The sequence below is a fragment of the Phormidesmis priestleyi BC1401 genome (assembly GCF_001650195.1).
Classification (GTDB): domain Bacteria; phylum Cyanobacteriota; class Cyanobacteriia; order Leptolyngbyales; family Leptolyngbyaceae; genus Phormidesmis_A; species Phormidesmis_A priestleyi_B.
Genome location: NZ_LXYR01000011.1, coordinates 57,178 through 72,197, shown reverse-complemented (window position 1 = coordinate 72,197; position 15,020 = coordinate 57,178). Strand labels below are relative to the sequence as shown.

Annotated in this window: 16 protein-coding genes and 1 tRNA gene; 11 read left to right on the top strand and 6 right to left on the bottom strand. The window is 49.5% G+C overall.

Annotated elements, in window-relative coordinates; genetic code table 11:
* Positions 1-65 precede the first annotated feature (65 nt).
* The 6 genes from A8707_RS08440 to A8707_RS27985 all read left to right on the top strand — a co-directional run bounded on the left by A8707_RS08440 (position 66) and on the right by A8707_RS27985 (position 6,257).
* The gene (locus A8707_RS08440; protein WP_068816370.1) at positions 66-161 is read left to right on the top strand and encodes a photosystem II reaction center protein T; all 96 of its coding nucleotides are present in this window, start codon (positions 66-68) and stop codon (positions 159-161) included.
* A 139-nt stretch (positions 162-300) separates the two neighbouring features.
* Entirely contained in the window at positions 301-921 is a 621-nt protein-coding gene (locus tag A8707_RS08435; RefSeq protein ID WP_082906284.1) for a GNAT family N-acetyltransferase, read from the top strand.
* 83 nt (positions 922-1,004) lie between these two features.
* Positions 1,005-2,321, top strand: coding sequence for a cytosine deaminase (locus A8707_RS08430; RefSeq protein ID WP_068816368.1), 1,317 nt, complete (start codon positions 1,005-1,007; stop codon positions 2,319-2,321).
* 1,064 nt (positions 2,322-3,385) lie between these two features.
* The gene (locus A8707_RS08425) at positions 3,386-4,738 is read left to right on the top strand and encodes an FAD-binding oxidoreductase (RefSeq protein WP_068816367.1); all 1,353 of its coding nucleotides are present in this window, start codon (positions 3,386-3,388) and stop codon (positions 4,736-4,738) included.
* Between the two features lie 206 nt (positions 4,739-4,944).
* Positions 4,945-6,069, top strand: coding sequence for a geranylgeranyl reductase family protein (locus A8707_RS08420; protein WP_068816366.1), 1,125 nt, complete (start codon positions 4,945-4,947; stop codon positions 6,067-6,069).
* 35 nt (positions 6,070-6,104) lie between these two features.
* Complete coding sequence (locus tag A8707_RS27985; protein ID WP_156518438.1) at positions 6,105-6,257, top strand: hypothetical protein; 153 nt, start codon at positions 6,105-6,107, stop codon at positions 6,255-6,257.
* Here A8707_RS27985 and frr read toward each other — a convergent pair.
* The 3 genes from frr to A8707_RS08405 form a co-directional block, all read right to left on the bottom strand.
* Complete coding sequence (gene frr, locus A8707_RS08415; protein WP_414858395.1) at positions 6,225-6,746, bottom strand: ribosome recycling factor; 522 nt, start codon at positions 6,744-6,746, stop codon at positions 6,225-6,227. The genes A8707_RS27985 and frr overlap by 33 nt on opposite strands.
* A gap of 13 nt (positions 6,747-6,759) precedes the next feature.
* On the bottom strand, positions 6,760-7,488 hold the full coding sequence (gene pyrH / locus A8707_RS08410) for a UMP kinase (RefSeq protein ID WP_068816364.1): 729 nt from the start codon (positions 7,486-7,488) through the stop codon (positions 6,760-6,762).
* A gap of 70 nt (positions 7,489-7,558) precedes the next feature.
* Positions 7,559-8,107, bottom strand: a complete 549-nt coding sequence (locus tag A8707_RS08405) for a thioredoxin family protein (RefSeq protein WP_068816363.1) — start codon at positions 8,105-8,107, stop codon at positions 7,559-7,561.
* A gap of 149 nt (positions 8,108-8,256) precedes the next feature.
* Here A8707_RS08405 and A8707_RS08400 point away from each other — a divergent pair, with 149 nt between their 5' ends.
* Complete coding sequence (locus tag A8707_RS08400) at positions 8,257-9,150, top strand: alpha/beta fold hydrolase (protein WP_068816362.1); 894 nt, start codon at positions 8,257-8,259, stop codon at positions 9,148-9,150.
* On the opposite strand, the gene pyrE is transcribed toward A8707_RS08400, so the two are convergent.
* Positions 9,147-9,761: an orotate phosphoribosyltransferase gene (pyrE, locus tag A8707_RS08395; RefSeq protein ID WP_068816361.1), complete on the bottom strand. Its 615-nt coding sequence runs from the start codon at positions 9,759-9,761 to the stop codon at positions 9,147-9,149. The genes A8707_RS08400 and pyrE overlap by 4 nt on opposite strands.
* Positions 9,762-9,880: 119 nt before the next feature.
* On the opposite strand from pyrE, the gene A8707_RS08390 reads away from it, so the two are divergent.
* Positions 9,881-10,285, top strand: a complete 405-nt coding sequence (locus A8707_RS08390) for a hypothetical protein (protein ID WP_068816360.1) — start codon at positions 9,881-9,883, stop codon at positions 10,283-10,285.
* Positions 10,286-10,303: 18 nt separating this feature from the next.
* On the opposite strand, the gene A8707_RS27980 is transcribed toward A8707_RS08390, so the two are convergent.
* A tRNA-Ile gene (locus tag A8707_RS27980) sits at positions 10,304-10,376 on the bottom strand.
* Positions 10,377-10,518: 142 nt separating this feature from the next.
* Here A8707_RS27980 and A8707_RS08385 point away from each other — a divergent pair.
* Both A8707_RS08385 and A8707_RS08380 read left to right on the top strand, forming a co-directional pair.
* Positions 10,519-11,169 carry a hypothetical protein gene (locus A8707_RS08385; protein ID WP_068816359.1) on the top strand — a complete coding sequence of 217 codons (651 nt, stop codon included), beginning with the start codon at positions 10,519-10,521 and terminating at the stop codon, positions 11,167-11,169.
* A 72-nt stretch (positions 11,170-11,241) separates the two neighbouring features.
* Positions 11,242-12,693, top strand: coding sequence for a hemolysin family protein (locus A8707_RS08380; RefSeq protein WP_082906283.1), 1,452 nt, complete (start codon positions 11,242-11,244; stop codon positions 12,691-12,693).
* 62 nt (positions 12,694-12,755) lie between these two features.
* On the opposite strand, the gene A8707_RS08375 is transcribed toward A8707_RS08380, so the two are convergent.
* Positions 12,756-13,412, bottom strand: coding sequence for a TMEM165/GDT1 family protein (locus A8707_RS08375; RefSeq protein ID WP_068816420.1), 657 nt, complete (start codon positions 13,410-13,412; stop codon positions 12,756-12,758).
* Positions 13,413-14,120: 708 nt separating this feature from the next.
* Between A8707_RS08375 and A8707_RS08370 the strand changes: the two genes are divergently transcribed.
* Complete coding sequence (locus A8707_RS08370; protein WP_068816358.1) at positions 14,121-14,783, top strand: hypothetical protein; 663 nt, start codon at positions 14,121-14,123, stop codon at positions 14,781-14,783.
* Positions 14,784-15,020: the final 237 nt, after the last annotated feature.

Here is a 15,020-nt window from a genome sequence, read left to right as displayed (position 1 = left end):
GACTGGCTGAACCTGACTGACCGCTGGATAGTCTGAGATACACTCACAACTGAGGATATGGAGATATGGAAAGCGTTGCTTACATTTTGATTATTGCGCTCGCGATCGGCGTGCTGTTTTTTGCGATCGCCTTCCGCGAACCTCCTCGGATTGGCAAATAGCACGAGCGATTCGTGAGCCAACACCTGTCTAGTTCACCTTTGGCTAGGCAGGTATTTTTATGTCAAAAAACACGTTTTGGGTTGCGGCAGATTGTGCTGCTCAACTTAGGATGGTCTGTGTTGCCTTATTCAGTTGGTTGTGAACACTCCTTCTTCACCTCGCGAACAAGATTCTTCAGAGCCGTTATCGAGTTCTCCACGCTTTCTGATCCGATCGGTTGAGCCGCAGGACTTGTCGGAGATTGCTGGAATTTTGGCGGAAAGCTTTCATCTGCAACCAGAGTTTATGCGCTGGCTGATTCCGATTATGCGAGTGGGAATCTATGAAGATTTGCGAAATCGATTAAAGACGGCTCCTTCTCACTATGTCTGTCTGGTTGCGGTCGATAGCGGTGTCTTGGTGGGGACGGTGGAGATTGGGCTGCGATCGTTCAACCCCTGGCAGCCGCGCACGAGTCAATATGCTTATCTGTCAAATTTGGCGGTCAAGCTAGAGTGTCGGCGTAAAGGAGCCGCGATGCAGTTGCTGGAGGCGTGCGATCGAGTCGTTCTCGCGTGGGGATTTGAAGACATTTATCTGCATGTGTTGGAGAATAACCATTCGGCAGAACAACTCTATGCAAAAAGCGGGTATCGTTTGCGAGATACGGATGCTGGATTGATAACCTGGCTGTTGGGTCAACCCCGCCGACTCTTTTTGCACAAACCTTTAGAACCGATTCGCAGAGTGAATGCTTCTACTGACAGTCAACTGAGTTGAAATCAGGGGCGGGTTAAGCTTTTTTGGGTGAGGGTTACTGGTAAGTTAGGACTGAACTCCGATCGCACTGGCTCACTGCTCCTATGCTGTTTGACTCTCATCGCTACTGGCTCAGAAATGCCCACGTTCCTCCGTCGTTGATTGTGAGTGGAACGAAGTGGACTAACAAAAAATCGTCTGGTGACTCGCTTCTCGCCGTTGATCTAGAAATTGTAGATGGCACGATCGCCTCGATCGTGGCTGCCGGAACGTGTAGCACCTACAACGATCCCTCAGTCGATTTGAAGGGTAGCATGGTGTGGGCGTGTTTTGTAGATATGCACACTCATCTCGACAAAGGGCACATTTGGAACCGTGCCCCAAACTCTGACGGTACGTTTAACACTGCTCTGACGACGGTTAAAGCAGACGCGGCTAAAAACTGGGACGAGAACGATGTCTATCGCCGCATGGAGTTTGGACTCAAATGCAGCTACGCCCACGGCACAAAAGCCATTCGGACTCATATTGACTCCTTTGGCGAGCAGGGAGACATTGGCTTTCGGGTTTTTAAAGCGTTGCGCGATCGCTGGGCAGAGAAGCTGATCCTTCAAGCCGTCTCGCTGGTGACGCTAGACTACTTTCTGACCCCCGAAGGAGAGAAATTAGCTGATTTAGTCGCTGATGTTGGGGGAGTATTAGGCGGTGTTGCCTACATGAACCCAGACATTGATGCCCAACTCGATCGAGTCTTCGCTCTCGCCCAGGAACGCAAGCTAAATTTAGACTTCCACACCGACGAAAATGACGATCCTGGCTCGATCACTCTGAGGCGTGTTGCAGAAGCCGCAATTCGACACAAATTTAAAGGAAAAATTGTCTGCGGACATTGCTGTAGTTTGGCAGTGCAAGAGGAAGCCGAGGCAACTAAAACGATTCGTCTCGTCAAAAAGGCGGGAGTCGGAGTCGTGAGTCTGCCGATGTGCAATCTTTATCTGCAAGGTCGCACGGCGGGACAGACTCCCCGATGGCGTGGGGTGACGTTGTTGCACGAAATAAAGCAGCAAGGCGTATCAGTCGCGATCGCCAGTGATAATTGTCGCGATCCATTCTTTGCGTTTGGCGATCACGATGCTCTGGAAGTGTTTAATCTCTCCGTTCGCATTGCCCATCTCGATCGCCCTTACACCGATTGGGCAAACGCGATCACCCTGACTCCGTCAGATTTGATGGGTCTTCCTCAAGTCGGCAGAATTGGAGCCGGACTTCCCGCCGACCTCGTTTTATTTAAGGCGCGCAGCTACAGCGAATTGCTGTCTCGCTCACAGCACGATCGGATTGTGCTACGAGACGGCAAATCGATTGATACAACTCTGCCCGATTATGCAGAGTTAGACGATCTCTTTCACTCTTCTCAGTAGCGGTCGATCGTCACCCACGATCGTGCCGCTTAGAATTGAGTCATTCCCGTACACTAGGTTAACTCGATAGGCTTGGTAGCCCCGATCTTTCAAGTCGGGGTGGAAAAGCCAACGCGCAGTTTTAACTGCCGTGATAAGATTGAAGCGTGATTAAGGAAACACTCCTACGTGACGAAGCAACTCCAGTACGGTGAAATTCCGGCATCCTCGGAATCGCATTGCGACGATCTCCCCGGAAGGCAAGCAAGGCGGATTGTGGAGCGTACCGAATTGGCTGAGTGGAGAATCCCGGAAAGCATTCAACAATTGAAAAGTAGCTGCAAGGTTCATGGCTCTCGTGGTCAGTGAGTTCGAGCAGGTAGGGGGACTTTTGACTGTCCCTTCCAAGTGCGGCTTGGAGAATCCCCGTCTCTTTAGAGCGGGGAGTGTCAAAGTCCTGTATTCGCCATGCAAGTCAAAGATTTGACGACAGAAGAACTCAAAGCCCTGATCCGCGAAACTGTTATGGCAGTTTTAGAAGAAGTTTTGGACGATTTTATAGTGATAAGCGACAAAAGAATATAGAGTAAACGGCAAGCGCTTTCTCAGAGTGGCGAGTGTAGATCGCAGATCAAGTAACGACTGGTATATTGCCCACAGCCCAAATATATCCGTTGCCCCTGTTTCCGATAGACAAAAGTGCTACCTAATCGATCCTCAAGTTTTAATCCGTGACCTTCTAGAATGTGCTGAAGCTCTGTCAGGTCGCGAACTAGATAGCGTTGTCCACTAGCATCGATGGCGGTCGCTCCTTTCGATTCTAGTTGTAACCTTGCCGCTGCCCACAAAATTGCAACGGTGTCTTTCTATTGCCCTAAAGCTGACCCAAACCAGAAGAAGAAGCCGACCGCGCTAAGTGAGAGACTCAGTAGGAAGATGGTTAGGAAATTTTTGTAATCAGTAATCATTGATGATTTGGGGTGGTGATCGTAGCGTCTGTTCCTCGATCGTCTAGAAAGTTTGGATACCAATTTCTCTTCAGAATCGATTTAAGATGCAGAAGAACTGTTCATACAGAACGTCCGATGACTTCGACAAAAACTAGCCCCATCCACCTAAATTCCCTGATTGCTGACCTCGCCGGACTCGACATTGTTACCGATGCCAACCAGATTTTCAAACTCTCGCAAGATTATTACACCTTTAGCCCAGTGCTACAGCCTCTGTTGGGAGACAAAACAGGTGATTTAGTGGTGCGTCCCGCTAACGAAGCTGACGTTCTCAAAGTGGCAGCGGCGTGCGTGAAATTCAAAGTGCCGCTCACCGTGCGCGGAGCCGGAACCGGAAACTATGGGCAGTGCGTTCCCCTCAAGGGTGGCGTGATTCTCGATATGACGCGGATGACTGCCATTCACTGGGTCAAACCCGGATTCGCTTGTGTCGAACCAGGGCTAAAAATGGCGGCAATGGACAAGCAAACCCGCGAGAGTGGCTGGGAAGTCCGCATGGCTCCCTCGACTTATCGCACTGCCACGATCGGAGGGTTTATTGGCGGCGGCAGTGGGGGCATTGGTTCGGTGACCTATGGGCAACTGCGCGATCGCGGCAACCTCAATGCGGTTCGCGTCGTGACGATGGAAGATCAGCCTCGCGTGATTGAGCTTCGAGGAGACGATGTTTATAAAGTCGCTCACGCCTATGGCACTAACGGCATTATTACTCAGCTAGAGATTCCCCTCGCTCCTGCTTATCCCTGGGCAGAAGTGATTGTTAACTTCTCAGATTTCATGTCTGCCGCCAGATTTGGGCAAGCGCTCACTAATTCTGATGGCTTGATTAAAAAACTGGTCTGCGTCTGTGCAGCACCGATTCCCACCTATTTTGCGGCTCTCCGCAGCTACATTCCTGATGGCACTCACTGCGCTCTAATCATGATAGCTGAGAGTTGTTTAGAGCCGTTGGGTGAATTGGTTGAGGAATTTGGGGGCACGATCGGCTATCAAAAAACCGCCCAAGAAGCCAGCAAAGGCATTACGCTCGGAGAATATTCCTGGAATCACACCACGCTTCACGCCCGCAGTGTCGATTCATCGCTGACTTATCTGCAAACGATGCTGCCAGACGACAATCTCGCCTTGCTTGAGCACCTCTATCACCATTTTGGCGATGAAGTCATGCTGCACCTAGAATTTTTGCGCGTCGGTGGATCTGCCCGTCCGGCGGCGCTGCAAGTCGTCCGCTATACGACAGAAGACCGTCTCAATGAGATCATCGCTTACCACGAGTCTAAAGGCGCGTTTATCTTCAATCCGCACACCTACATTCTGGAAGATGGCGGCATGAAAACGGTGGATGTTGAGCAACTCAAGTTCAAAGAAATGGTCGATCCCTACGGACTACTCAATCCTGGTAAAATGCGTGCCTGGGCAGAGCGATAAAGGCGATATCTTCATATCGCGTGAACAACACTTCATAGTCAGGCATTCGATCGCACAAAAGGGTATAAAACTAAGGAACCGTTCTCAAATTATGTCCAGCGAATTTGGCAGAGGCTTGATGAGGATTGCTTAAACGGTGCTGATCTTGAGCAACAACCTCTGTAGTGAGCAATGAACGCATAAATTAGGGAGTGAATTCCAGAGTGATGTTTGATTGTATTGTCGTAGGTGCCGGACCCGCCGGAGGAACTGCTGCTTATCATTTAGCAAAACGTGGGCGATCAGTATTGGTGTTAGAACGAGAAGCGCTGCCTCGATATAAACCCTGTAGCGGTGGCGTGTCGCCTGCGATCGCCCAATGGTTTGACTTTGACTTCTCACCCGCAATTTCGCTCAAGGTCGATGCAATCCGCTACACCTGGAAGCACGGTGACCCTGTTGAGGCAACGCTCAACACACCAGAGCCGATGTGGATGGTTAAACGCGACGTATTTGACCACTTCCTGATTCAGCAGGCACAGCAAAAAGGGGCAGAACTGCGCGATCGCACCACCGTCACTGGAATCGAATTTAAGGGCGATCGTTGGATCGTCAACACTTCCAGCGGGGCGTTAGAAGCCCGCTATTTGATTGCCGCAGATGGATCAAAAGGTTCGATGGCAAAATGGCTGGGCTTTAAAGAACGCAAAACCCGCATGGGTGCTGTGATGGAAGCACCGCGATCGACCGATGACGGTCGCGCCCAATTCGACTTTGGCATCGTCAAAAACGGCTTTATCTGGAATCTTCCCAAAGCGGATGGTGTCTCGATCGGAACCAGCACCTTCCGAGGCGGCGACTCTGAAGATCTGAGGGCTGACCTCGCTGAATATGCTGCTCTTGCTGGAATCGATGCCAAAAGCAGCCAAGTCCATCTTCACCCAATTTGCACCTGGGACGGCGACCAGAAGCTGCACGCCCAAAATGCAATTCTCGCGGGTGAAACGGCGGGTGTCGTTGACCCATTTACTGGGGAGGGCATTCGTCCCTCTATCTTTAGCGGCGTGAAAGCAGCCGAAGCGATCGACCGGGCGCTGTCGGGCGATCGCACGGCACTAGAAAACTACACCTCCGTGATTCAAAAAGAATGGGGCGTAGATATGGTCTGGGCGCAGCGACTCGCGGGTGTGTTTTATCGCATTCCTGGCATCGGCTATAAAGTCGGGGTGAAGCGACCTACCGCCACCGATCGCCTGGGTAAAATTATGTGTGGCGAGATGCGCTATGCTGATGTTGCGACCCGTGCGCTAAAACGTCTCAGCGGAAGTCTGATTCCTGGCATGGGCGGCTGAATTACTGAAATTTACTTACAAGTAAGGCGATCCGAATGGTTGGATCGCCTCTGTCAATCGAAAGCAGTGAGACGTTCCGGTGGAACGTCTCACTGCGTTGGGTAAATTCGGTGTTGATCGCGTTTGTGGATAAATTTGGTATCACGATCGATCTCTTAGACGGTCAAAATGTCTTTTTCTTTCCCTGATAGAACTCTGTCTACTTCGGCAACATATTTATCCGTCAGCTTTTGAATTTTGTCCTGAACATCTTTTGATTCGTCTTCAGAGACTTCTTTTGCTTTCTCTTGCTTCTTCACCGCATCGATCGCGTCTCGACGAATATTCCGCACAGAGACTTTGCCCTCTTCAGAATATTTGGTCGCAAGTTTCACGAGTTCTTTGCGGCGATCGCTGGTCAACGGGGGAATATTTAACCGAATCGCTGACCCGTCGTTGTTTGGCATCAACCCCAAATCAGACATCGAAATCGCTTTTTCAATAATCGCCAGACTGCCGCGATCGTAAGGCTGAATCTGAATCGTGCTCGAATCAGGCGTACTGATGTTCGCCAAAGCCTTGAGAGACGTAGGAGTCCCATAATATTCGACCGACACTTTATCTAAGAGACTGGTGCTGGCTCGACCCGTCCGAATGGTATTAAAAGACCGTTGAGTGGCTTCGATCGCCTTCTTCATGTGGTCCTCGACATCAGCAAACTTCACAGAAACCTCCGACAATCGTTCCGATAGATTCTCCCATCACTGCACGGCGCACATTTCCGGCAACCGATAAGTCAAAGACAATGATGGGGATATTGTTATCTTTACACAATGAGATGGCGGTGCTGTCCATCACTTTGAGATCGTGAGTCAACACATGAGAGTAGGTCAGACTCTTAAAGCGCTTTGCGTCGGGGTTGTGCGTAGGATCGGCATCATAAACTCCATCAACTTTTGTGGCTTTAAACAGCACATCTGCCCCAATCTCAGCCGCTCTCAGAGCAGCCGTGGTGTCTGTGGTGAAGAATGGATTGCCCGATCCCGCTCCAAATACGACGACGCGACCTTTTTCGAGATGACGCATGGCGCGCCGACGAATGTAGGGTTCGGCAACTTCTTGCATGGCGATCGCTGTTTGCACCCGTGTGGGCACTCCAAGGTGCTCTAGGGCATCTTGTAAAGTCATGGCATTCATGACAGTGGCAATCATGCCGATATAATCTGCGGTGGCTCGATCCATTCCGGCTGCTGCGCCTTTGACGCCCCGAAAGATGTTGCCGCCGCCAACGACGATCGCAATCTGCACTCCGGTGGCGGCGATTTCCGCAACTTCTTCGGCAATCCCGTTGACTACGGCAGGATCGATCCCGTAGGACAGATCGCCCATCAGGGCTTCGCCACTCAGCTTCAGCAGAATCCGCCGATATGTTATTCCCATGTGACGATGACTTGCGTGACTTTAATTGCTTTCACTTAAGATAGCAGCAGATCAGACGCTTTTATCATTTCTAGCTGTTGCGCCATTTAACAGAACAGCCGACTGGGTCAGTCGAGGTGGGAACGATCGTTTCTCCAGTTAGAACTTTAGCGATCGCGTCTCTTAAATAATTTGTTTTGACCGATCTGGAGTCTTGGGGGTTGTCATCGATCGCGCCTTTATAGCAAAGCACGCCTTGCTGATTAAGCAAAAACACATGAGGCGTTTTCGTTGCCCCAAACGTGTAGGCGACTTCTTGAGTCACATCTCGAATGTAGGGAAAATTTACCTGATTATCGGCGGTAAACCGCTTCATTTTTTCAAAGCTGTCTTCAGGAAACTGCTCTGCATCGTTGGGGTTAATGCCGATTAGCGTCAAGTCCTGTGGGTTAAAGTCGCTCTGAATCTGCTTCAGCCGCTCTAGATACATCTTCACGTAGGGGCAGTGATTGCACATAAACACGACTGCCACTGCACGAGATTGTTCAAGGTAGTGAGCGAGATGATGCACCGTGCCGTCGGTTCCCGGCAGTTCAAAATCTGGGGCGTAACCGCCAATCTGAGTTCCGATCGGGTCCATAGAGTCAGCCTTGAAAGATGAAGAGTACAGAACTTTAATAGTAGTCGTATCCGATCGTGACACCAAGATCAATCAGATCTGACTCGCAGCCGTTAAAATGGACTACATAAAAGTTCACAACCGTCTCATTAAACTTGTCTTTAACCTATATGGTAGCTTCTACTTCTCTCGCAATCGACACTAAAATCTGGATGTGGAAAGGCTTTAAAGTTGCCTATCAAGCTCAGGGCAGTGACGGACCTGCGGTCGTTTTGATTCATGGGTTTGGAGCGTCGTTTTATCATTGGCGCAAAAATACGCCAGAGTTAGCAAAGACGTGTCGGGTTTATGCAGTGGATTTAATTGGGTTTGGTAAATCAGAAAAGCCCATTCCGATCGAGCAAATTGACTACACGTTTGAGACGTGGGCGCAGCAGATCGCCGATTTTTGTCGTGAAGTGGTGGGCGAATCGGCGTTTTTGGTCGGCAACTCGATCGGCTGTATTGTCGCGATGCAAGCTGCTGTCGATTGTCCAGAAATTGCGCGGGGATTGGCGTTGATCAACTGTTCGTTAAGGTTGCTGCACGATCGTAAACGCATCGGGCAACCCTGGATTAAGCGCGTCGGTGCGCCCGTTTTACAAGGAATTCTCAAGCGAAAATGGGTCGGCAATCTGTTTTTTAAGCAACTCGCACAGCCGAAGACCGTTCGGAACATTTTGCTCAAGGCGTATGCCCGATCGGAAGCTGTCACCGATGAGTTAGTCGATCTGCTGATGGAAGCCGCCAGCGATCAGGGTGCGGCAGCGGTGTTTATCGCGTTTACAGGCTACTCTCAAGGACCCTTACCCGAAGACTTATTCCCGAAATTGCCATGTCCGACGATTATTTTGTGGGGCGCTCAAGATCCGTGGGAACCGATCAAGCTTGGCAAAGCGTTTGCAAACTATCCTCAGGTCGAAAAGTTCATCCCGTTAGAAGGGGTGGGTCACTGCCCCCAAGACGAAGCTCCTGAACTCGTGAATCCCATCTTAGAAGAGTGGATTTTGTCGCACTCAAGTTAAGCGTGGAGTTCCTGCCAGCATTTTTGCAGGTCTTGAATGGTGAAAACGGCTTGAAACTTTAACCCTGCTTTCTCGTAAAATTCTGCGCCGCCCTGCTGTCGATCGACCAGCGTAATCACTTCTTCAACCTGATACCCTGCTTCTCGCAAGCGATCAACTGCTTTCATCGCTGATTGTCCTGTTGTCACCACATCTTCTAACACCACAACTGGACTGCCCTCTGGTAGCGTCGGACCTTCGATATAAGCCTGAGTGCCGTGTCCTTTGGGTTCTTTGCGGACAATTAAAGCGGCAAGCGATCGTCCTTCATAGGCGGCAACGACACTCACTGCGGTGACGATCGGGTCTGCTCCCAGCGTCAAGCCTGCCACCGCTACCGTTTCAGATGCGATGGTGGGTAACAAAATTCGTCCCACGGCTAAACCGCCTTGGGGGTGCAGCGTCACCTGTTTACTATTGATGTAATAGGTGCTTTTCTGACCGGAAGAGAGCAAGAAATCGCCTTCTCTATAGGCGACTTCACAAAACAACTTCAGCAAGGCTTGACGAAGAGCAGGCAACTCTGCGATCGACCACGGGAAATTTGCTGAAGATTGAGACAGATTTGTCATAGGTAGGGCAGACTAGAGTTATTAATTACTAAGAAGATAGCGTTGTAAACCAGTTTAAAAGCCTGGTTTTAACCATCAATCCAAAGTTAAACTTTAGCGGAATAGTGGAGACAAATTCTATGGGCGTGAGGTTAAAGAGTGTGTTGAGCTTGATGGCTCTGGTGGCTGCGTCTACGGTTTCAACAGCAGTGACTGCTCAAGAAAGACCTGCAGCGTTTAAGCCTCGTGAGACGATTCCCAATGCGGTTGATCGGGCATTCTTTGGGTCGAGCGAAGGGTTTCAGGATTTCAAACGTCCGATCGAGGCATTGATTGGGATTCCTAGATTTCCAGAGAATGGAATTGCTCGTGATGGCGATCGCCTCGATCGCATCTACCGCGATTTGTTGATTCAGCAAGCGGCTAATGACCCACTTATTCGCACACCAGATTTGCCAAATCCTTACAACACATCAATTTTGACGCTTCCTAGTGCTAGCGTCAGCAATCGATTAGTCGGCAGTGAGCTAGTGTTTGAGCGCTAGATTTCAGAGGTTGGGCAATGCGCCGTGCTGGAATCGAACCAGCCTGAAGGCGAATTATGAGTTCGCTACCTCCCCAATCGGTCAACGGCGCGGGTCAGTTCTGTGTAACATTTTAGCCTGAGTTTCGCGGTTGTCAGTCAGCCGCGATATTTTTTTTAATAGAGGTGTTCTCAACCCCGTTTAGCGAATACAATTCAGGTCACCTGCGTTCACTTAATACTTGATCACGATCGATGCGAATTAATTCTACGGTTGCCCTCACGTTTATTTTGCTCACCTTGATGTTTGGCGCAGGCATTGTAACGGGAGCGTGGGGGTTTGCGATCGGACGAGAAGCCCTGAAGGGAATTACGCAGCCCGATGCCCGCCCGACTAATAAGGTCAGCAAGAAAAGTGGCTCGGCGCGCGCGACAGACGAGCTAGTGGTATTGCAAGAAGCAGACATCATTAAGACGGTGAAAGCCCGCTTAGATGGAAACGCAAAATCGGCTTCTGCGAGCACGTCTCAGCCAGAGCCAGAAAAGACAGCAGCGGCTCCGGCTAAGTTTCCGATCATTAGTCAAGACAAGGGTGTAACCGTGGAAGTGAGCGGAGTGCGGCAGCGGAAAGACTCTGTGGTCTTTGATGTCTCAATGCGAAACGAGGGCACTCGATCGGTGAAGTTCCTCTACAGCTTTTTGAATATCACCGACGAGCAGGGACGGGTGCTGAGTGCAGACACTGACGGCTTGCCGACCGAGTTGCCGCCTAATAATCAAAAATTTGCTGGCACGGTTTCGCTTTCGACGACCTTGCTCGACAAGGCGAAAAAGATTTCGATTCAGCTCACCGATTATCCCGATCAAAAGCTCCAACTGCGGATGGCTGACATTCCAGTTAAGTAAGAGCAAACTGGGACGTAATGTCGCGTTTCTGATCATCTACGACGGTGCATTGTTCATTGGTTTTCTTCGCAAATGATTGCCCCTTTTGCGGTTGGTTTAGCGCCGATTGCCCTTCAAAGTCTTAGCTGGACGGATGTGGCGCTGAGGTTTTTGTCGGTTTTGCTGCTGATTACGATCAACGCGTTTTTTGTGACCACAGAGTTTGCGATCGTCTCGGTGCGGCGATCGCGAATCAATCAACTGGTTGACGCAGGTGACATTCAAGCTCGCACGGTGCAGAATTTGCAGCGCAGCATCGATCGCCTGCTGTCTACGACTCAGTTGGGCATTACGCTGTCGAGTCTGGCACTGGGCTGGATTGGTGAAAGCACGATGGCAGTCGTCGTTGCAAGCTGGATTGCTCATCTGCCGTTTCCACCGACGATCGTACAAACGCTATCGCACTCGCTGTCGGTTCCTCTGGCGTTTTTGCTGATTGTCTATTTGCAAATCGTGTTGGGAGAGTTGTGTCCTAAATCGGTGGCGATGCGCTACGCCGAGGAGATTGCGCGATTTTTGGGTCCGTTTAGTTTGGCGATCGCTCGATTTTTTAACCCATTTATTTGGGTTCTCAATCAGTCTACGCGCTTGCTGCTGCGGCTGATCGGGGTTCAATACACGGGGCAAGGCTGGTATAACCAAGTGACTCCTGAAGAGTTGCAGCTCATTATCTCGACCTCTAGCGAATCGACCGGGCTAGAAGCTGAAGAACGCGAGATTTTGAGCAATGTCTTTGAGTTTAGCGACGTTCCGGCGACCGAAGTGATGATCCAGCGTCCGAGTATGACGACGCTGTGGGTTGATGCCACCGTTCGAGATTTGCTCGAAGAAGTGGCGCATTCGGGGCATTCTCGCTATCCGGTGATTGGCGACTCGCTGGATGATATTTGCGGCATGATTCACTTCAAGGAGCTTGCAGAGCCGCTGGTGCAGGGGACATTGACCCTCGATAGTCCCATTAAATCCTGGATTCACCCGGCTCAATTTGTTCCTGAATACACGCCATTAGGCGAATTGCTGACCTTGATGCAGCGATCGCGAACGCATATGGTGGTCGTAGTCGATGAGTTTGGCGGCACCGCCGGGTTAGTCACAATTCAGGACATTATTAGTCAGATTATTGGCGATAGCTCTGAGCCACAGGGCGATGAAGAACATTCGATTCAGATTTTGGATGAGAACACTTTCCTGATCCAGGCACAGATGAATTTAGAGGAAGTCAATGAAGAATTGAGTCTAGACTTTCCCCTGGCGGAGGAGTATCAGACATTAGGGGGTTTTTTGTTTTACCAGTGGCAAAAAATTCCGGCTCCGGGTGAGACGCTGCAATATGGTGACTGTGAGCTAACGGTGATTTCAGCCGAAGGTCCGCGATTGCATCAGATTCAAGTGCGGCGAATTGAACCCTCGGACGGGACTCGATCGTCCGATCATGCTGTAAATCGGGAGAGGACGATCGGGGGGGAATCGTGGATGGGGGATTGATCGGGTTACCCGATGGTTTGCGGGAGACGTTCCACCGAAGAAGACGTTCCACCGAAACGTCTCTACGGGCGTTCAAACCATCCGACTACGGCAAATAGTAGAAATAGGATGCCGCCCAACTGGGTGACGGTTCGCTCTGAGATGCGTCCGGCGATCAGTTTGCCACCGACAACCGCGATCGCGGTACAGATTGTATGTCCGGCAATTGCGCCCAATGTCACCCCGACAGGATTGTTGGCAGCCGCCAGAGCGATCGTGGCAAATTGAGTCCGATCGCCCCACTCACCCGCAAAAACCAGCACAAAGGCTTCTAAACAAATCGCGAAGGGCGTTTTTTGTTTGAGGTTCGCTTCGGCTTGAGTGACGGCAGCGATCGCGTCTCGCTCTGCTTCAGAAGCACATTCAACACAATCATCTTCGCCTGCTAATGTGTGATCGCGACATTCAGGTGACATTTGATGGGCATCGTAGAGCAGCTTGATGCCAAACGCGACAAACAGCAAAATCGATGCGTAATGCGTTAGGTCTTTGGGCAACAGTGACACCACCCGTCCCAAACAAACCGACAGAATGGTCATGGCAGCGAGTGCGACCACGCTTCCGGTAAACACATAGCGGCGACGATGGCGCATTGCCAAACACATTGCAATGAAAAACGTCTTGTCGCCCAATTCAGAAACGGTGATCAATAATAGACCCGCAGTAAACGCAGTTAACACGCTCTCAAGCTCCTCAGAATCAACAGTGTAGAGATTTTCTGAGTGGGCTTGATGAGGGTGCAACGACTCCACCAAGCTCACATCAGATGTGAACTCAGTGAAGGTCTCGCTTACAAGTTGGGGTTCAAGTTTTGGGTCTCAGAAAGAGTAAGTTTTTCTACTCGATTCTCTGAATCCTTAATCTCCGACCTCTGCTTATCACTTGAACCAGGCTCATCACCAGTATGTTGATTCAAGTGGGCTGGTGTTGAGACCAGCAGCTACTCCCCTTCAAACTACGGTTATTATACCTGTCTTTGGAGAGAGGCGATCGAGAGTTTAATTTTTATGGGACGATCGTGTCAAAAAATGAGCGCAGCAGGCAAAGGATGAGCGATCGCTGTCAGCTGTACTGAATTCTGCAAATAGGCGGAACCTTTCCGCGTATCCATCCGCATGAGCATACTATGCAGAAAGATTCTATCTATCTATCTATCTATCTACCTGATTTGGAGTGTTATGCGGAAACCATCTGCTTATCTACCCGTTTTGGCATGATATGGAGAAAGTTTCTCCCTAAAAAGAAGTTAGGCAGCTTAAGTCCTTGGCAAAGATAGTGATTGAAGATGGTCTATGAGATGATTAATAGCTGTAGGTTGTAAATTTCTTTATCTACGGTAGGAACAGTTATACTCATAACAGCAAACTTAGCCGCTTTGAGGACAACAGATGGACTTGAATCCATTCACAAAACTAGAAATTCGAGATCTCTTCTACTTAATTTCATTACTCATATCCGCAATCTCTCTATTTATATCTGGTTATTGGAACAGCCTAAGGGGGGCAAAATTTATGACCATAGCTCCTCGTTTTATTATCTATATCTACGCTGTAGAGAAACAAGATTTTCTTATTTTGCCAATAACAATCGCGAATATTGGCGCTCAAATTGGGGTTGTTGACTCTCTATACCTCAGAATAACTAAGTCAGCTTACAACAATGGTTCGGACTATTGTTACAAGAATGATTCAACTTTCTATGCTATCTCAGACGGGGAAGGGCTTGAGGAATTTTTTAAGCATATTCCACTAACAGATATACCGTATGCGATACCGTTCACTGAACCTAGTCTGGGAGATTTACCTCGTCCGTTTGTGCTTAAGCCAGGAGAAAGCCAAACGAAATACTTATCTTTTATCGCTCCTATAGATTGGGACTTATCTTTGTCCATCAGAAAAATTACTGTTTACGGCAATATTAGCGGTAGGAAAAAACCACAAAAGGTTTTAGAGCAGGATTTCAAAATTCAAAATCTCCCAACTATAACAAGTTATGCTCAAGGCTTCAATCTTGTGCCAAACCAAACTCTAGTATTAGGTAACTTTCCATAACTGAACAGCTAGCGATTAGTCATCAAGATCACTAGCTACAAGTTCACATTGCCTAACAACGCCCATGCACACCGACCGCCAAAAGTTGATTGGTTATTATGCAGAGGTAATTTGCGGCGGGTGATGGGCAACGTTAGTTCGTTAAAATCGATCGCCAACATCAAGATTTAGATGTACTTGCTAATTTCTCTTAATTGGCGCGTCTCATTAGCAAGACGGCAGCGATCGCGCCCATCA